Raw genomic sequence first — 18,222 nt, 5'->3', positions numbered from 1 at the left:
TCGATACGCAAGCGGCGGCGAAAATGCAAAAAGATTGGGCTTTGTTCGGGGAATACAGAGATTATCGTCGGGGAAGACGTGCTTTGCGGTCTGATTTCTTGCCGGAAATCGCAAAGAATCCGATTCTCTACGCAGTAGTAGGTATTCCCTTTCAGTTCGGTCACATTAGGCTGACGCGCACTGAATGCGACAGGTCCGGTTCTGCCGGGCCGTGACTATGAAGGGGAGGAACACTCATATGGATCGTCGTTCATTTCTGAAAAAATCCGCGCTGGGCGGTTCGGCTGCTGCAGCGACCGCATTGGCGGCACCGGCTTATGCTCAGGGCCAGCGTACCCTGACCATGGTGACCTCGTGGGGTCGTGGTCTGGCGGGCGTGTTTGACAGCGCGCAGCGTTGTGCCGACAGCATCAACGCCATGTCGGATGGCAGCCTGAATGTTGAAATCAAGGCGGCAGGCGAACTGGTTGGCGCCTTCGAAGTATTTGACGCGGTGTCGTCGGGTCAGGCGGACATGTATCATGCCGCTGACTATTACTTTGTGGGCCAGCACCCGGGTTATGCGTTCTTCACAGCCGTTCCTTTCGGCATGACTGCACAGGAACTGGTGAATTGGTACTATCATGACGGCGGTATGGAGCTGCATGACGAGCTGGGCGAAATCTTTGGCCTGAAGTCCTTCCTGGCCGGTAACACCGGTGCGCAGGCGGGTGGCTGGTACTCGAAAGAGATCAACAGCCCCGAAGACTTCAACGGTCTGAAGTTCCGTATGCCGGGTCTGGGCGGCAAGGCGCTGGGTAAACTTGGCGCATCCGTACAGAACATTCCGGGGTCGGAAGTGTATCAGGCGCTGTCGTCCGGCGCGATCGACGGTACCGAGTGGATCGGTCCATGGGCCGACGAAAAGGCCGGCTTCCAGGAAATCACCAAGACCTACTACACTGCGGGCTTCCACGAGCCGGGAGCAGGTCTGTCGCTGGCAACCAACCGCGATGTGTTCAATGAACTGACCCCGGCACAGCAGAAGATCATCGAGATCGCTGCCGCCGAAGCGCACCAGTGGAACCTGGCACAGTTCCTGGCCAACAACGGCGCAGCGCTGCAGCGCCTGCAGGCGGGCGGCGTCAAGGTTCTGGAATTCCCGGACAGTGTCTGGGACGCGTTTGGTCAGGCCAGCCAGGAAGTTCTGGACGAGAACATGGGCGATGAGCTGTTCAAGAAGATCCACGACAGCGCGATGACGTCGATGGCAGCATCGTCTGCTTGGAACAACCTGTCGTCGGGTGTTTACACCGCTCAGCGCGACCGTGTTCGCGGCTAAGCCATTCTGATCCAAGAAAAACCGGTTCCCCCGCGGCGCGGGGGAGCCTTTCCCGTTGCGCTAAGGGGTTTGGGCAAGCAACAATAATCCCATGCACAACTGAGACGACCTGGGGACAACATGCAGGACGAAAACGGTATCTCGTTCTTCGGCGCCCTGTGGAATGGACTGGTCTGGTTCATTCAGAACATTGCCGAAGCCTTCTATAATTTCGGATACGCCATCACGCATCCGCAACTCTGGCTGGACTGGTCCGACAAGGCGTCGATCATGCGCTTTGTCTATTACGGCGGTTCGGTCGAGTTCTTCTTTGTGGTGTTCACGTTCTTTCTGGTTCTGACGGCCATCGGGCTGTACTACCGGAACTTCATGTGGGCCATCGTGCGGGGCCTTGAGGGGTTCGCCAATACCACCGGCCGCTTCTTTGCCTGGGCGGGCCTTTTGATGGTGATCCAGCAGATCGTGATCGTTTTCATGCAGCGGGTCTTTACACGACCCGATATGTCTTTTGGTTTGGGTATCCCGTTCCAGATGGATATCAGTTGGTTCGCGGAAGAACTGAAGCTGTATAATGCGATGGTCGTGTGCCTGTGCTGTACCTACACATTCGTGCAGGGTGGGCATGTGCGCGTTGACCTCATCTATGCCGGCATCAGCCACCGTGCCAAACGGGTGGTTGATATGTGCGGTGCGGTTTTGTTCATGATGCCCATGGCGGTGTTAACTTGGATGTATGGCTGGTACTTCATGTGGCGGCACCTGATCGTGCCGAAACCTTCGGCCAGTGACACGCTGGACCGACTGGTGGCCAAGTCCCGTGCGCTGCGCTGGAACGTGGAAACCATTGGGTTCAGCCCCAACGGATTCAACGCCTACTTCCTGTTCAAGATCTTGCTGGTGGCCTTTGCAGCCATGGTGTTTCTGCACGCAATCGCATTCCTGTACCGGTCGTATCTGGAATACGTGGAAGGGCCGGAAAGCACCGGGAAATACCTCGACAAGGACAGCCTTGGTGAGGGTGAAGAAGCCTATGAAGGCGCACATTAGGGACGGAGACCCAGACTATGTTGTTCGGACTTGATGGCGTCGAGATAGGCCTCATTATCGTATTCTTCTGCCTCTTCGGAGGCATCCTTTCCGGCTTCCCGGTGGCCTTTGCCATCGGCGGCGCCGGAGTGATTTCCTTTGGGATCATCGCGGCACTGGACAGTGCCGGGCTGTTGATCCACCAGGCAATCGACACAGGCTCACAAGCCTATCGGGATATTGTAAATTCCGGGGTAAAACCTGATGTCATATCGGTATTCCGATACCCGGATTTGCCAAGGATAGCCGAGCCGGTCTTTGTCTCTGGCTGGGAAACCGCGCTGGACCGCAACGTGTCGTTCATCGTGAACCGCATGAACGAGCGCGTACTGGCAGGGCAATCCATTGAGACCCTGTTGGCCGTGCTGATGTTCGTTCTGATGGGGATCACGCTGGAACGCTCGAAAATCGCGAACGACCTGCTGACGACGATGGCGCGCGTCTTTGGACCGCTGCCGGGTGGTCTGGCCGTGTCCATCGTGGTTGTGGGGGCATTTCTTGCGGCCTCTACCGGCATCGTTGGCGCGACCGTGGTGACCATGGGCCTGCTGGCGCTGCCAACCATGTTGCGGAACAATTACTCGCCGGAACTCGCAACGGGTGTGATCGCGGCCTCGGGTACGCTGGGGCAGATTATTCCTCCCTCGATCGTGATCGTTCTGCTTGGCACATTGGCGGGCGATTTGTACTCGACAGCGCAGGAGACGCGGGCAGTTGAGGCGGGATGTACCGATGCGCTGACTTATTTGGGGGAACCCGCGGTTGTCTCGGTCGGAACCTTGTTCCAGGCGGCTCTTTTGCCGGGGATCCTTCTGGCTCTGCTTTATGCGTTGTATGCCTTTGGTTATGCATTGCTGAATCCCCATAAGGCACCTGCCGTGGCGCTGTCAGGCGGGTCGGGTGAGCCGATCACCCGGTCCGAAGGTCTGACTTGGCTGCTGGGCGCTCCGGTTGCGTTGATTGTCGGCACCGTGTTGCTGGGCAATGTCGGCCTGATCGGCAGCCAGAACATTTCGGTCTCGGCTTTCTCGGACATCGGACAGGGCGCATCGTTGCGTACCAACGTGTCGGAAGAATGCAAGGTATCGATGATCGATTTGCATGGTCAGGCCGCCTGGGATCAGGCCGTCGCCGAGCAAGAAGCCATCGACGCCGCTGGCGGTGCAGCTGAGTCTCAGCGCCTGACCGAAGAAGAACTGGCCGCCGCACAACAGGAAATGATTGCATCAGCCGCACCAATTGGCACGGGTGTCGCGATCACGGTCGTGCTGTTGGGCCTTACTCTGGTTCTGGGTCGTGGCATCGCCCCCTCTCGTGCGCCGCAGCCGCTTATCGTTGGTGCGATTGGTCTGCTGCTTATGGTGTTGGTCGATATCTTGCTGATCTCGCCCACAACATCTTCAGGGGCGACTTTCCTGTTGCTCGCGTTGCCATTTGCGCTGGCCATGTATGGTTGCAAGGAAGCCGCAGCGCGATGTGCGACCAATGACCTGATCCGCGTGGTTTTCCCGCCACTGGTTCTGATCATCGCGGTTCTGGGGTCGATCCTGGGTGGTGTGACCAACCCGACGCCGGCGGCTGCGCTGGGGGCGGGTGGCGCGATCATGCTGGCGGCCTATCGCAAGCTTCAGGATCAGGGGCGATCGGGCAAGGTGATCATCTGGTCGACCTTTGCCGTGATCATCGCCTTGCTGATGGGGGTCAACTTTGACCTGCGGGTCAATCAGGGCAATGTGACGTTGGAGACCTGGATCGCCTTCATCATCGCGTATGCAGCCTATCTGTATGCCTTGTTCGGGCTGCTGTTCGGGTGCTGGGTGCTGTATTCAAGCGGAGTTCTGACCCCGGTGGTGCGCGAGACGGCCAAGGTGACCTCGATGGTGTTTACCATCCTGATCGGATCCCAATTGCTGAACCTGGTGGTGATCTCGTTCGGAGGGGAGCACTATATCCAGCAATTCCTGAAGAGTTTTGACAACGAGTTCACGGTCTTTCTGATCGTGATGCTGGTGTTGTTCATTCTGGGCTTCGTGCTGGATTTCCTCGAGATCATCTACATCGTGATCCCGATCGTGGGGCCGGTGATCTATGGCGGGTCGTTCGACCCGAAATGGGTGACGATCATGGTGGCGGTGAACCTGCAAACATCCTTCCTAACACCACCGTTCGGGTTCGCGTTGTTCTACTTGCGAGGGGTTGCGCCGAAGGAAGTGACGACGGGCCATATCTATCGCGGGATCATTCCATTTGTTTTGATCCAGGTGGTAGGGATCGCAATTCTGTGGTTCTTCCCGGCGATTGTCACGATCGTACCGGACCTGATCCCGAACTGATCCGGATCATCAAAATGCAAAAGGGGGCCCGAAGGTCCCCTTTTTCTTGTTTGTTGCAGGGAAGGGGCCAGCCCCTTCTTGCCCTGCGGCCAATTCATCCCCGGGATACTTTCGGCCAGATGAAGAAGCGGATCAGGTGAATTGGATCAGATCCCAGCGGTTGCCATAAGGGTCGCGCCAGACGGCGACTGTGCCATAGGATTCAAAGCGGGGAGTTTCTTCGAAATGGATCCCGTTGGCACGCATCTGAGTGTAGTCGCGTTGGAAATCACCGGTTTGAAGGAAAAAGCCCACGCGGCCGCCGGTCTGGTTGCCGATGGCGGCGCGTTGTTCGGGCCCGTCGGCTTTGGCCAGAAGAAGGGCGCCGCCGTCTGAACCCGGCGGTGTGATCAGGACCCAGCGTTTTCCACCCCCGAGATCGATGTCCTTCAAGAGCTGGAAGCCAAGTCTTTCCGTGTAAAACGCAAGTGCGTCATCGTCATCCGGCACCACTAGGGTGACGGCGTACAGGTTCTGTTTCATGGGATGGTCAGCCCTTGGTGGGGTGGCGGTCGGGAAGCTGGATATTTGCCACTTGCTCGGCAATCGGAGCGGTGGACAGGGGGTGCCGTGAGGAAGAGCAGAAGGTATCCGGATCTGTGATCTTTTGCCATTCGCCCTGAACATAGGCCTCAAGCCCGGAGAATTTTGCCTTGTAGCCCATCTTGGGGCTGCCGGGGACCCAATAGCCCAGGTAGATATAGGGCAGGCCAGCTTCGCGCGCGATCTCGATATGGTCCAGGATCATGTAGGTGCCCAGAGAATTCTGAGGCTGGTTCGGATCGTAGAAAGAGTAGACCATGCTCAGCCCATCATCGAGCACATCGGTCAGGCTGACGGCGATCAGGTCGCCGGTCTCAGGATCTGCATATTCCACCACGCGGCTTCGAATCGGGGTTTCCTCGATCATTGCCGCAAATTCGAACACGTCCATGTCGGCCATGCCGCCATCGGCGTGCCGGGTGTCAAGATAGCGGCGGAACAGCTCATACTGCTCGTCCGTGGCCCAGGGCGATGTGGCGCGGCGTTGCAGATATCCGTTGCGTTTCACCGCGCGTTTCTGGCTTTTTGTGGGGCGGAACGCCGAGACGTCGATCCGGGCGGACAGGCAGGCCGCGCAATCTGTGCAGGAAGGGCGGTAGAGTACATTCTGCGACCGACGAAACCCCTGCTGCGACAGGGAATTGTTCAACTGTTCCGCACCTTCGCCCTGGAGCGCGGTGAACAGCTTACGCTCCATCCTGCCATCGAGATAGGGGCAGGGTTGCGGGGCCGTGACATAGAATTGTGGCGCAATTGGCAGCGTGTGTCGCATTAAGTTCCCAGATAGCCTCGGGAGGGATGATAGCAACCGTTCCCGAGGTCGCCAAGTGTTTCGCGCAACCGCGTGTCAGGCCCGTCGATTGATCATGACCGTGCCCAGAAAACTGTCGGTCAGACCCTGGCCGCGGGCGTTGGTCAACATCATGATCACCGAAATGATCTGGATAACCGCAAACGCCATGCTGACGAAATAGCCGGCAGTGTGGGCGATGGCCTTGCCCATATCCATTCGTTCTCCGAATGCGTCGCGCAATTCGATTCCCATGAACCGCATGCCCAGTGTGGCCGAGCCATTGGTGATGGTTACTACGCGATAGACAAAGCTGATCACGGCATAGATCACTGCCAGAAAAAACAGACCGAGGCCTGCGCTCAACAGGATCGCCACCGTGCAGAGCAGCGAGATGAAGGCGATATCAAACAACCAAGCGACAAAGCGTTTGCTTGTCACCGAGTTGTAGAATTCTGGTTGGGTATCCGGGTCAGGCAGGTGGTTCATTCGTCAGGTCCGAAAAAAATGGGTCAGGGTACCCTGTCCCGGAATGCCGGGACAGGGCAAGGTCAATCAGGCAGGCTTGGCATTTCCGTCGTCTTCATGGTTCTCGCGGGCGCGTTCATCCATGAACTCGTCGAATTCGGCCTTGTCCTTGGCATCGCGCAGGCGGCGCAGGAACGCCTCAAAGTCCTGCTGTTCGCGTTCAAGGCGGGCCAGTGTATCTGCCTTGTAAGCGTCAAATGCGCTGTTGCCGGATGGTTTCATTGCGCTCATGTGGCTGTGCCAGGATTTGCGGCGGCTGCAGGATTTGTTGAACATGCGTTTGCTCCAGATCATGTAAGCCAGAAGGGCCAGGCCAACCGGCCAGAAAAAGATGAAACCAAGGACCATGGCGGCGATCCAGGCCCCTTTGCCTTTGTCATCCAGCCAGGCCTCGATTCGATAAAGCCATCCCGGATTCGCGGGGACGGCGGGGTCGGACAATGCGGTCATTTGAGCTCTCCAGGGTTGATGTAAACTCTTTTCACATTGCTTAGATGGGGTCGTGGACGAGGGTTGCAAGGGGTCAATGTAAAAAAGATTTACATTCAGCAATTCGGTTGACGGTGAGCGCCATCAGCCGCAGGTTGCGGAAATGGATATGACAGAACAAAAAACGGCACCTGCGCTGAGTGAGATTCTGAATTTGGAAAAGCAGGTCTGGATGGCGCTGGTCGAGGGCAACGCAAGCGCGGACCGGGCCTTGCTGAGCGCGGATTTTCTTGGAGTCTATCCGACGGGATTTGCCAATCGTGACGATCATGTCGGCCAATTTGCAGACGCACCGCCGATGGCCGAGTTCGAACTGAGCGGCGAAAGACTGCGTGTTCTGACGCCGGATATCGTCTTGCTGTCCTACAAGGCCGATTACCTGCGCCCGGGTGCGACAACGCGCGAGGCGATGCTGATTTCGTCGTTGTGGGAACGCAGAAACGACGTTTGGGTCAACAGTTTCAGTCAGGACACGCCGGTTCAGAACACCTGATCAGAATGCCCCATTGACGATCGCGCGCCGCGATGCGCAGTTTGCGCCCATGACAGACGTTTTAGCCATTTCACGACTTCCGCGCGCTTTCGATCCATCCCTGGGGGCCGAAGCGCGGGCCCTGATGCCTGATTTGTCGGCCGAGATGGCGGAATTGGTGGCGGGCACCGCCGGCTCCAGCCCCTATCTGAAAAGCCTGATCGAACAAGAGAAGGGCTGGCTGCCCGAGGCCCTGATGCACCCGGATCAGGCATTGGCCGACGTCATGGCTGCTGCGCGTGATCTGCCGCCGGATCAGTTGAAACCCGGATTGCGGCAGGCCAAGCGGCGAATGGCTCTGCTTACGGCGTTGGCCGATATTGCAGGTGCATGGCCATTGGAGAAGGTCACGGCGGCCCTGACCGATTTCGGTTCGCTGGCCGCGGATGTTGCCGCCAAGGCCGAGATCGCGACACTGATCCGGCGCAAGAAGCTGCCGGGCATGACCGAGGATGATGTCGAAACCGCAGCCGGCCTGGTCATATTGGCGATGGGCAAGATGGGCGCGCATGAGCTGAACTACAGCTCGGATATCGATCTGATCGTCCTGTTTGATGAGACACGCTTTGACCCCGATGACTTTTACGAGGCCCGGCAGGGCATGGTTCGGGCCACGCGCAACTTCTGTGCGACGTTGAGCGAGAAGACGGCGGATGGCTATGTGTTCCGAACGGATCTGAGGCTGCGCCCCGACCCGGCCGTGACACCGGTTTGCATGGCGATGGAGGCCGCCGAGCGGTATTACGAAAGCCTCGGTCGCACGTGGGAGCGTGCGGCTTACATCAAGGCGCGGCCCTGCGCCGGGGATCTGGATGCGGGGCAGCGTTTCCTTGACGGCTTGCGCCCCTTTGTCTGGCGCCGCCATCTGGACTTTGCCGCCATTCAGGACGCCCATGACATGCGCCTGCGCATCCGGGAAAACAAAGGGACAGGCGGGTCTTTGTCGATCCCCGGTCACGACATGAAACTGGGGCAGGGCGGTATCCGCGAGATCGAGTTCTTCACGCAAACCCGCCAATTGATCGCGGGTGGGCGGGACGCTGACCTGCGGGTGCGAGGCACGGTTCCCGGGCTGGCGGCGCTGGCGGCAAAAGGCTGGGTGCCACAGGATGTGGCGGACAAGCTGACCGATCATTACCGCGCGCACCGCGAAGTCGAACATCGCATCCAGATGATTCATGATGCGCAGACCCACAAGGTGCCGAACTCACCCGACGGGATCGAACGCGTCGCCTGCCTGATGGGGATCAGCAGTGCCGAGTTGACGCAGGACCTGAAAAACCGTCTGACCGAAGTGCATGAGCTGACCGAAGGGTTCTTTGCCCCCGGACCTGGTGCGGCGCCCGCCCATGTACAGGATGTGGAGTTCGACAAAAACGTTCTGGCTCGATGGACGACATATCCGGCCCTCAGGTCCCAGCGCGGCGCGCGGATTTTCGAACGTCTGCGCCCCGAGTTGCTGTCACGTCTGGCCAAAACCGCCAAGCCCGACGAAGCCTTGTTGGCTTTGGACGGGTTCCTGGCGGGCCTGCCCGCCGGGGTGCAGCTGTTTTCGCTGTTCGAGGCGAATCCGCAACTGATCGACTTGCTGATCGATATCGTCGGAACCTCGCATGCTCTGGCTTCGCACCTGTCCCGCAACGCGTCGGTGTTTGATGCGGTGATCGGGGGCAGTTTCTTTGCGGATTGGCCCGGGCAAAAGGCGTTGCAAGCGGAATTGACGCAGGCTTTGTCGGAAGAAACGGATTATGAAACCCAGCTTGATCTTGCCCGGCGCTGGTGCAAGGAATGGCACTTCCGGGTCGGCGTGCATCACCTTCGCGGCCTGATTGACGGAAAAAAGGCAGGTCGGCAATATGCCGAGCTTGCGCAGTCGGTTATCGCGGCGATCCTGCCGCATGTCACCGAAAATTTCGCCCGCAAACACGGCCCTGCACCAGGGCGCGGCGCTGCCGTGCTTGGGATGGGGTCGCTGGGGGCAGGCCGGATCAACTCGCAATCCGATCTGGACATGATCGTCATCTACGATCCTCTGGATCAGGACATGTCTGACGGTCCGCGCCCTCTGGCCACACGCACGTATTATGCGCGGTTCACGCAGGCCCTGATCACGGCATTGTCCGCGCCGATGTCGCAGGGACGCTTGTATGAGGTCGATATGCGATTGCGTCCCTCGGGCAATCAGGGGCCGGTTGCGACCAGTTGGGCCAGCTTTGTCAATTACCAGCGGAACGAAGCCTGGGTGTGGGAGCATCTGGCTCTGACCCGCGCGCATGTTGTTGCCGGGGACGCCGGACTGGCCGAGGAAATCGAAGCCTTCCGCACCGAGTTTCTGTCGCACCCGCGAGAGCAGGGGAAGGTTCTGCGCGAAGTGGCCGAGATGCGGTCACGCCTGGCCGCGGCCAAGGTGCCCGCCGGCATCTGGGACGCCAAGAACGGCCCCGGCCGGCTGATGGATATCGAATTGATGGCCGAAACCGGTGCTTTGCTGGCAGGGTCCGCGCAGCGCGATGTCGCGTCGGGTCTGGATGGTGCCGTCGCAGCCGGGTTGCTGGATGTCGCGCAGGCGCAATCTCTGAAAGACTGCTATGACCTATTCTGGTCGGTGCAATGCGCCGCGCGGTTGCTGTCGGGCAAGACAATCGAAGCCGACAAGATCGGCGAAGGCGGTACTGCATTTTTGTGCCGCGCCACCGGGTTCGAACAGGTCGAGGCGTTGCAGGCGGCATTGCAGGAATGTTACACGACCGCGGCCGATCTGATCGGCGGCGTGATCAAGGGGGAAGAAGATGGCGCGCAGCAGTGATCCCAACGACCACAAAGGTCTGATCCGCGAAGCCTATCGAATAGACGGCATCACCCTGCCAGAGTGTCGCAGCATCTTTTTGGACTGGGCGCTGAGCCTTCCTGCGGATCGCGACCAGAACACGGCGCTGGCCGAGCTGCACGCGGGCTATGCCGAGCAGAACCCCGATCATCCGATGACACAGGTTCTGACCGAAGGCCTTCAGACGGCAAAGGCCCCAAAACGCCGCGGCGGTTGGCGATCCCGTAACCGCTAGGGCTTTCCCACCGGCGCGTTCAGGACTATGAGGGCGCCATGACCCAATCTGCCGACCGTCCCCGTATCCGCCTGAAACCCAAAGCCAATGCGCGCGGCCTGCGCCATGGTTTCCCCTGGGTCTACGCCAATGACATCGTCTCGGACCGCCGTACCAGAAAAATCCCCGCGGGCGCATTGGCGGTGCTCGAAGATGACAAACGGGCGCCCGTCGCGCTGGTCGCGGTCAACCCCGCGTCCAAGATCATGTGCCGGGTGCTGGACCGTGACATCGACGCGCAGCTTGACGCGACATGGTTCGAGAACCGTTTGCAGCGCGCCCTCGATCTGCGGGAAAGCCTGTTTGACTCCCCGTATTATCGCCTGATCCATGCCGAAGCGGATGGCTTCCCCGGCGTCATCATCGACCGCTTTGGCGAGGCCTGCGTCATTCAGCCGAACGCGGCCTGGGCCGAGGCGCATCTGGACCTGCTGACCCAAGCTCTGGTCAAAGTCGCTGGCGTGACCACGGTGCTGAAGAACGCCTCGGGCCGTACACGCGGGCTGGAAGGGCTGGACGACGTCAACCAGGTATTGCGCGGAACCGCGCCCGATGCGCCCCTTCCGGTGCCGATGAATGGCGCCACCTACATGGCGGATCTGACAGGCGGTCAGAAGACCGGGCTGTTTTACGACCAGCGCCCCAACCACGCTTTTGCCGCGCGCCTGGTTCATCCCGATGCGCAGGTGCTGGACGTGTTCAGCCATGTGGGCGGCTTCGGTCTGGCGATGCTTGCAGGCGGAGCGGGGCAGGCTTTGTCCGTCGATGGCTCAGCCGCCGCGCTCGACCTGGCGAAAAAAGGGGCCGAGGCGTCGGGCCTTGCTGAAAAGTTCCAGACCCGGCAGGGCGACGCGTTCGAGGTTCTGACTCAACTGGGCGAAGAAGGCGCGCGATTTGACGTGGTGATCTGCGATCCGCCCGCGTTTGCGCCGTCCAGACAGGCGCTGGATGCAGGGCTGCGCGCCTATGAACGTGTCGCACGACTGTCGGCACCTCTGGTCAAACCCGGTGGTTATCTGGGGCTGTGTTCGTGTTCGCACGCGGCCGATCTGGGCCGGTTCCGCGATGCGTCCTCCCGTGGGATCGGGCGTGCCGGGCGTCAGGCGCAACTGATCCACACCGGGTTTGCGGGTCCGGATCACCCGCAACTGCCGCAACTGGCGGAAAGCGGCTACCTCAAAGCAGTGTTCTGCCGCCTGTGAAGGCCGTTCTCGACACCTGCGTCATCTATCCCACGGTGATGCGCGAGATGCTGCTGGGCGCGGCCCGCCTTGGCCATTTCACTCCGATCTGGTCTGCCCGCATCCTCGAAGAATGGGCCCGCGCCGCGCGCAAGCTGGGCCCGACGGGCGAGGCGCAAGCCCGTGCCGAAATTGCCTTGGCGCAGGCGCAGTGGCCACAGGCCGAACGTGCGCCGGTCCCGGGGCTGGAGCAGCGCCTCTGGCTGCCCGACTCCGCCGATATCCACGTCCTGGCGACGGCCATCACGGCCTCGGCTGACGTCATCGTCACCGTCAACGCCAAGGATTTCCCCAGAAATATTCTGGCAGAGGAGGGGCTCGACCGCCGAGATCCCGACGGCTTGCTGCATAGTCTCTGGCTATCGGACCCTGACGGCCTGGCGACCACCGCCGATCGCGTTCTGAGTGAAGCCATCCGCCTCTCCGGCCACCAATGGACCTTGCGCGCGCTGATGAAAAAGGCCCGCCTTCCACGCCTTGGCAAGGCGCTCACCCAATAGACGGCCCCCCCTTCATCTGGCTAAAAATATCCCGGAGAGCGCGAGAGGCTGGCCTCTCGCTGCGCACCCTCAGCCACGCGCCCAACGCTGCTCAAGGGCCTCCAATGCCGCAATGCGCTCACCCGTTTTCGGGTGGCTCATCAACCATGCCGGGGCAACGCCCGCCCGTTGTTGCGTCAGGTCTTCCAGCTTGTGAAACAAGGATTTCTGCGGCCCGATCCCGATTCCGGCCTTGGTCAGCAAGGCGGCGGCATATTCGTCCGCCTCATACTCATCCTGTCGTGACAGGCGCGAGGCCAGCAATGACGTCAAGGCATTCGCAATCATCGCTCCGATGAACGGAATAAACCGGTTCAGCACCATGATCAGCGCCGTCCGCATTGCGTTTTGACCTGAAAAATCAATCATCCGTCGCTTTGCATGACCCAAGGCAACGTGCCCCAACTCATGTGCGATCACGCTGGCCATCTCCTCGGCCGAAACCTCTCCGTTGCGGAATTTTCGGTAAAACCCGCGCGTGATGAAAATCCGACCGTCCGGAGCAGCCAGCCCGTTCACCGGGTCGATCTCGTAGATATAGACGGGGACCCGATCGATTTCCAAAGCCGCGGCCAGCCGGTCCGTCATCCGTTTCAGCACCGGGTCGGCCAGTTCGGTCGATTTTGCGTCCAGCTCACGATGGGTGCGCCAGACCGAAATACGGTACATCACGATGGCGTAGCCAATTGCCAGCAGGATCGGGGTCAATCGAAGCATGTCAAAGATATGGTCCGAACATGGGCATTGCGCAAGTCACACCTGCGGGATGTTCGTCGGGACCCGCATGTTCGTGCGCCGAAATCGGCAAAACCCTCCTCGTGCGCCGAAACAGGCACAACCTTCGATAAGTTGTGATCTTGCGATATGAGCTGTTGATTATTTCAACGATCCCACTTAACCGACGGGGCGCTATCGATGGGGGACCCATGACCGACAAGAACTATGAAGCGCGTCACCTGGAAACACTCGACCGGGATTTGCGGCGCTTTTCACGCCTCGAAATGGCGACCGCACAGGCTGGACGGCCCTTTGTGGGCTCAGGGATTGCCCTGGCATTCATTGTCGTCGCAGGCCTTGTGGCCGCTTTTTTGTTCGGGCAGGGCAACAACGCGCTTGTCGTCGTGATCGCGGCGATGTTCGGGGCCTATATGGCGCTGAATATCGGGGCCAATGACGTCGCCAACAACATGGCCCCGGCGGTCGGGGCGAATGCGCTGACCATGGGCGGTGCCATTGCGATTGCCGCCATTTTTGAAAGCGCCGGGGCGCTTATTGCCGGGGGCGATGTCGTGTCGACCATCGCCAAGGGAATTATTGCGCCGGAAAGCATGGGAACGGCCAACGTCTTCATTTGGGCGATGATGGCGGCGCTGCTGTCCTCGGCGCTTTGGGTCAATCTGGCCACATGGGTCGGCGCGCCGGTTTCCACCACGCATTCGGTTGTGGGCGGCGTCATGGGGGCAGGGATCGCCGCGGCTGGGTTCGGCGCCGTAAGCTGGGGTACCATGAGCAAAATCGCCGCCAGCTGGGTGATCTCGCCACTTCTGGGAGGTTTGGTCGCAGCCGGTTTCCTGTGGTTCATCAAGGCCAGGATCATCTATCAGGAAGACAAGATTGCCGCGGCCCGCAAATGGGTGCCGATGCTGGTCGGCATCATGGCGGGCGCCTTTGCATCATATCTGGCGCTCAAGGGCCTCAAGAAAATCATCAAGATTGATCTCGGGACGGCCTTGCTGATCGGTGCGGCGTGTGGCGGGCTGATCTGGGCAGTGATGATCCCGGTGATCCGCCGCCAGTCCGAAGGGCTTGAGAACCGCAACAAATCGCTGAAGATTCTTTTTGGAATTCCACTGATCATCTCTGCGGCGCTGCTGAGCTTTGCGCATGGCGCAAATGACGTTGCCAACGCGGTGGGGCCGTTGGCCGCGATTGTGCAGGCTTCTGCCTCGGGCGATTTCACTCATGCCGTCAGCATCCCCCATTGGGTCATGGTCATCGGTGCGTTCGGGATATCGTTCGGCCTGTTCCTGTTTGGTCCGAAACTGATCCGCATGGTCGGCAGCCAGATCACCAAGCTCAACCCGATGCGGGCCTATTGCGTCGCCCTGTCGGCCGCGATCACGGTGATCGTCGCAAGCTGGCTGGGCCTGCCTGTCAGTTCCACCCACATCGCGGTTGGCGCCGTATTCGGAGTCGGGTTCTTCCGGGAATGGGATGCCGAGCGAAGGCTGAAACGCGCAAGGCTGGCCTTTCCCGAACGCCCCCGCGTCGCGCCGGAAGAACGCCGCCGCCGCAAGCTGGTTCGCCGGTCGCATTTCCTGACCATCGTTGCCGCGTGGGTTATCACTGTTCCCGCAGCAGCAATGCTGGCAGCGATCCTGTTTCTTGGGATTCAGGTGATTGCCGGGTAAACTCTGGCGCTGACCTCAACGGGTCAGCGCTTTCATTCCCTGTTCCAGCCCTGCCAGAGTCATCGGCACCATGTGGCCTTCGAAGATTTCCTGAATCATGCCGATGGAATGGGTGTATTCCCAATACTTCTCGGGCACGGGATTGATCCACAGGTTCGACGCCCATTGATCCCGCGCGCGTTGCAGCCAGACCTGACCGGCCTCGGCGTTCCAATGCTCGTTGGCGCCGCCGGGATAGGCGATCTCATACGGGCTCATCGAGGCGTCGCCGACGAAGATGCACTTGTAGTCGGGGCCGTAGGTGCGCAGTACCTCATGCGTGGGCGTCTGCGCATCCCAGCGGCGGCGATTGTCACGCCAGACGCCTTCGTAAAGGCAATTGTGGAAATAGTAGTATTCCAGATGCTTGAACTCGGACCGTGCGGCTGAAAACAGCTCTTCCACCACTTTGATATGCGGGTCCATTGATCCGCCAACGTCCAGAAACAGCAGGACCTTGACCGCGTTGTGACGTTCGGGGCGGGTCTTGACGTCCAGATAGCCGTGCTCGGCCGTGGCGCGAATGGTACCGTCCAGATCCAGTTCTTCCGCAGCACCTTCGCGCGCCCAGCGGCGCAGGCGTTTCAGGGCAACCTTGATGTTGCGCGTGCCCAGTTCAACCGTGTCGTCCAGGTTTCTGAATTCGCGCTTGTCCCAAACCTTGACCGCACGCTGGTGGCGGCTTTCCTTCTGGCCGATGCGCACGCCTTCGGGGTTGTAGCCATAGGCCCCGAAAGGAGAGGTGCCGGCCGTGCCGATCCACTTGTTGCCGCCCTGATGACGGCCTTGTTGTTCCTTGAGACGCTCGCGCAGCGTTTCCATCAGCTTGTCGAAACCGCCAAGCGCCTCGATCTCGGCTTTTTCTTCATCCGACAGGTGCTTTTCCGCCATTTTGGCCAGCCAGTCGCCGGGGATGTCAACGGCTTCCAGAACCTGATCGAAGCTGATCTCGTTCAGTCCTTCGAAACTGGCGGCAAAGGCGCGGTCGAACTTGTCGATGTTGCGTTCGTCCTTCACCATCGACACGCGCGCGAGATAGTAGAACGCCTCTACATCATAGGTGGCCAGACCCTTTTTCATGCCTTCCAGAAAAGTCAGATACTCCCGCAGCGATACCGGGATGCCAGCTTTGCGAAGGTTTTCGAAAAAGGGCAGGAACATCGTGTCAGCCCACCAAACGCACCAGAACCAACGAGATCACCAGACCCACCAGCGCAAAGGCAATGCCGTATCCGGCGGCATATTGCGCCATGTCGGCGCGATTGCCGCTGCGTTTTTTCGCGGCCAGTGCGCCCAAGGTTGCACCCAGTGCCGCCATTCCCAGAACTACCAACATATGTGCGTCATCCGTCTTTCGTGCCATCCGTGTTTCTTCGGTCATTGCCCCGCGACAACGACTGGGCCACCAGATCCGAGCCAAACCCGTACCGCGCCCATCCCAGGCTGTCCAGCCTGACGGCACGTGCTTGCTGTATCTGCCCCGCCTGCTTCAGCGCTTCTGATTTCAGCAACAGCAACGTGGCCAGCAGAGACGCATTTTCTGCCCGTGTCATGACATCGATGGCCCTGTTCAGCTCGGGCAGAACACTGGGTCCCTTTTCCTGTGCCAGGGCAAATGCCGCAGTTTGCGTGGTGACATAGGCCTGATGCACCTCTGTGCCGGGTGTGGCCTTCAGAAATTGCTGCGCAATCTGAAACTGGCGTTGAGCTTCGATGGGGTCCCGGAATTGTTCCATCCGGCCCATCAGGTAATGGGGATAGGCGCGGCGGTGATCCGTCCATCCCTGCTGCTGACCGATCCGTGCCGCCTTTCGGGCAGCGCGCAGCTGTCTGGGCGACCCTGCGCCCGGTCCCAGTGATTTCTGAATCGCGTCAATCCATTCGCGCGGCGTATCCGTAAAGGGTTGAACGGGCACCCTGTCCCCACGCGGGTTCATCCGGCTGAGAACCCCCGGGATGACCGCGGCGACCTGATCGCGGGTCATGCCGGTGCGCAGTTCCGGCGCATAGGCAGCCCGCAGGATCAACATGTCGAACCCGGTCAGAACCGTATGGATATTGTCGTCGTTGAACACCGAATCCGGCAGGTGATACAGATCGTTCAGCGGACCAAGCGCTTGGGCCAGTTCTTCATGCAGGCAATCACGTATTTCCTGCGGACTGACGTCGTATGGGATGAAAATCCCAAGCCGTTCGCGTTTGCGCAGTTCAGTCCAGCTGCTTTTGATCTTTCGGCGGTCACGGCGATATTCTTCAAGGCTCGAGGAGTTGGGGACGACGAAACAGGCCGCATTGGGCAGAATGCGCAGAATGTCTTTCTGGCTGACGGCTTCGATGGTGATATTGGCCTGTCCTTCGTCGATCTGTCGGATGTTGATCCCGGCCTCGCGCTTCAGACGGTTGAGCAACCGGGTCAGATCCTGCTGCATGCTTGCGGTCGGCGATCCTGTCAGGCGGACTGTGACCGGGGTCTCAAAACGCGTGAAAACGGGCAGGGCGGCGCCGCTTTCCAGTTCGAAATGCAGGGACAGGAAGTCAGAGGCGATGTTCTTGTTGGACCGAGCAGGCGGCGAAGGGCGCGCCGTTGAAAAAGACTTTGCAGGCGGCAGGCTTGCTTCGATGGGCGCGACCTGATCGGGCAGTTCGATCGTTTCAACCGTCGCGCAGCCGGCAACAACCAGTGCCAGAAAAAGGGCACTCAATCGCTTCATGAGCGGGCGTACTTGATGAACGGTGTCAGTGTGCCGATGCGATCATACAGTTTCCGCGCGGTTTGGTTGAATTCCTGGGTCAGCCAGTAGACCGATGGTGCGCCCTGACGATCTGCCTCATCATAGACCGCCTGGATCAAGGCCCGGCCAACGCCTGCCCCCCGTGCCTCGGGTCGCGCGAACAGGTCTTGCAGGTAACAGACCTTTTCCACCTTCCAAGCGTGGCGATGAAACAGATAATGTGTCAGTCCGACCAGGGCGCCATTCTGCTCGGCAACGAAGCAGGAAAAATCCTGCGGGTCGTCGCCCAGCAGTCTGGAAAAGGTTGTTTCGTATACATCATCGGGCAGGGCAGTTTCATAAAATGCCAGATAGTCCCGCCACATGTCGGCCCATTGGCTTTTGTCCTCGGCACGCAGGGTGCGGATTGTCAGTGCGTTCGCCACGCGATTCATCCAATTCTGTGGGCGGCGAAGCTCTGTTTCGCCAGATGGGCCGATGCTGGCATCCGGGCCGCCG

General features: G+C 59.8%; 18 protein-coding genes. 9 read left to right on the top strand and 9 right to left on the bottom strand.

What is annotated here, in order from left to right; all coding sequences use genetic code 11:
• Positions 1-238: 238 nt before the first annotated feature.
• From FIU92_RS09100 to FIU92_RS09090, 3 genes are all read left to right on the top strand, one after another.
• Positions 239-1,321: a TRAP transporter substrate-binding protein gene (locus tag FIU92_RS09100; protein WP_117868673.1), complete on the top strand. Its 1,083-nt coding sequence runs from the start codon at positions 239-241 to the stop codon at positions 1,319-1,321.
• Positions 1,322-1,441: 120 nt separating this feature from the next.
• Positions 1,442-2,368 (top strand): TRAP transporter small permease subunit, encoded by a 927-nt coding sequence (locus FIU92_RS09095; RefSeq protein ID WP_152458266.1) that lies wholly within the window; start codon positions 1,442-1,444, stop codon positions 2,366-2,368.
• A gap of 17 nt (positions 2,369-2,385) precedes the next feature.
• Positions 2,386-4,740, top strand: a complete 2,355-nt coding sequence (locus tag FIU92_RS09090; protein WP_152458265.1) for a TRAP transporter large permease subunit — start codon at positions 2,386-2,388, stop codon at positions 4,738-4,740.
• Positions 4,741-4,872: 132 nt separating this feature from the next.
• Here the strand turns inward: FIU92_RS09090 and FIU92_RS09085 are convergent, their stop codons facing one another.
• The 4 genes from FIU92_RS09085 to FIU92_RS09070 form a co-directional block, all read right to left on the bottom strand.
• Positions 4,873-5,262 carry a VOC family protein gene (locus FIU92_RS09085; protein WP_152458264.1) on the bottom strand — a complete coding sequence of 130 codons (390 nt, stop codon included), beginning with the start codon at positions 5,260-5,262 and terminating at the stop codon, positions 4,873-4,875.
• 7 nt (positions 5,263-5,269) lie between these two features.
• Positions 5,270-6,094, bottom strand: coding sequence for an arginyltransferase (locus FIU92_RS09080; protein WP_152458263.1), 825 nt, complete (start codon positions 6,092-6,094; stop codon positions 5,270-5,272).
• Between the two features lie 75 nt (positions 6,095-6,169).
• Positions 6,170-6,601 (bottom strand): RDD family protein, encoded by a 432-nt coding sequence (locus FIU92_RS09075; RefSeq protein ID WP_152458262.1) that lies wholly within the window; start codon positions 6,599-6,601, stop codon positions 6,170-6,172.
• A gap of 66 nt (positions 6,602-6,667) precedes the next feature.
• Positions 6,668-7,090, bottom strand: a complete 423-nt coding sequence (locus FIU92_RS09070; protein WP_152458261.1) for a DUF2852 domain-containing protein — start codon at positions 7,088-7,090, stop codon at positions 6,668-6,670.
• A 148-nt stretch (positions 7,091-7,238) separates the two neighbouring features.
• Between FIU92_RS09070 and FIU92_RS09065 the strand changes: the two genes are divergently transcribed.
• The 5 genes from FIU92_RS09065 to FIU92_RS09045 are packed head-to-tail and all read left to right on the top strand — an operon-like array spanning position 7,239 to position 12,503.
• Positions 7,239-7,622 carry a nuclear transport factor 2 family protein gene (locus tag FIU92_RS09065; RefSeq protein WP_254705280.1) on the top strand — a complete coding sequence of 128 codons (384 nt, stop codon included), beginning with the start codon at positions 7,239-7,241 and terminating at the stop codon, positions 7,620-7,622.
• Between the two features lie 49 nt (positions 7,623-7,671).
• Positions 7,672-10,467, top strand: coding sequence for a glutamine-synthetase adenylyltransferase (locus FIU92_RS09060; RefSeq protein ID WP_152458259.1), 2,796 nt, complete (start codon positions 7,672-7,674; stop codon positions 10,465-10,467).
• Entirely contained in the window at positions 10,451-10,723 is a 273-nt protein-coding gene (locus FIU92_RS09055; RefSeq protein ID WP_152458258.1) for a hypothetical protein, read from the top strand. The genes FIU92_RS09060 and FIU92_RS09055 overlap by 17 nt, the downstream gene beginning before the upstream one ends.
• A gap of 38 nt (positions 10,724-10,761) precedes the next feature.
• Positions 10,762-11,964 carry an RSP_2647 family RNA methyltransferase gene (locus tag FIU92_RS09050; protein WP_152458257.1) on the top strand — a complete coding sequence of 401 codons (1,203 nt, stop codon included), beginning with the start codon at positions 10,762-10,764 and terminating at the stop codon, positions 11,962-11,964.
• Positions 11,961-12,503: an RSP_2648 family PIN domain-containing protein gene (locus tag FIU92_RS09045; RefSeq protein ID WP_152458256.1), complete on the top strand. Its 543-nt coding sequence runs from the start codon at positions 11,961-11,963 to the stop codon at positions 12,501-12,503. Before FIU92_RS09050 ends, FIU92_RS09045 begins: the two co-directional genes overlap by 4 nt.
• 69 nt (positions 12,504-12,572) lie before the next feature.
• Here the strand turns inward: FIU92_RS09045 and FIU92_RS09040 are convergent, their stop codons facing one another.
• A complete protein-coding gene (locus FIU92_RS09040) occupies positions 12,573-13,259 on the bottom strand; it encodes a M48 family metallopeptidase (RefSeq protein WP_152458255.1) in 687 nt (228 codons plus the stop codon).
• Between the two features lie 209 nt (positions 13,260-13,468).
• Here FIU92_RS09040 and FIU92_RS09035 point away from each other — a divergent pair, with 209 nt between their 5' ends.
• Complete coding sequence (locus FIU92_RS09035) at positions 13,469-14,953, top strand: inorganic phosphate transporter (RefSeq protein WP_152458254.1); 1,485 nt, start codon at positions 13,469-13,471, stop codon at positions 14,951-14,953.
• Between the two features lie 15 nt (positions 14,954-14,968).
• Here the strand turns inward: FIU92_RS09035 and FIU92_RS09030 are convergent, their stop codons facing one another.
• From FIU92_RS09030 to FIU92_RS09015, 4 genes are read right to left on the bottom strand one after another with little or no spacing between them, the layout of a single operon-like run.
• The gene (locus tag FIU92_RS09030; protein WP_152458253.1) at positions 14,969-16,153 is read right to left on the bottom strand and encodes a VWA domain-containing protein; all 1,185 of its coding nucleotides are present in this window, start codon (positions 16,151-16,153) and stop codon (positions 14,969-14,971) included.
• A 4-nt stretch (positions 16,154-16,157) separates the two neighbouring features.
• On the bottom strand, positions 16,158-16,355 hold the full coding sequence (locus FIU92_RS09025; RefSeq protein ID WP_152458252.1) for a hypothetical protein: 198 nt from the start codon (positions 16,353-16,355) through the stop codon (positions 16,158-16,160).
• Positions 16,336-17,703 (bottom strand): DUF2927 domain-containing protein, encoded by a 1,368-nt coding sequence (locus FIU92_RS09020; RefSeq protein ID WP_152458251.1) that lies wholly within the window; start codon positions 17,701-17,703, stop codon positions 16,336-16,338. The genes FIU92_RS09025 and FIU92_RS09020 overlap by 20 nt, the downstream gene beginning before the upstream one ends.
• Positions 17,700-18,158: a GNAT family N-acetyltransferase gene (locus FIU92_RS09015; protein WP_171362707.1), complete on the bottom strand. Its 459-nt coding sequence runs from the start codon at positions 18,156-18,158 to the stop codon at positions 17,700-17,702. Before FIU92_RS09015 ends, FIU92_RS09020 begins: the two co-directional genes overlap by 4 nt.
• Positions 18,159-18,222 lie beyond the last annotated feature (64 nt).

The sequence above is a fragment of the Ruegeria sp. THAF33 genome, assembly GCF_009363615.1.
Taxonomy (GTDB): domain Bacteria; phylum Pseudomonadota; class Alphaproteobacteria; order Rhodobacterales; family Rhodobacteraceae; genus Ruegeria.
This window is presented reverse-complemented; position numbering and strand designations above follow the sequence as displayed.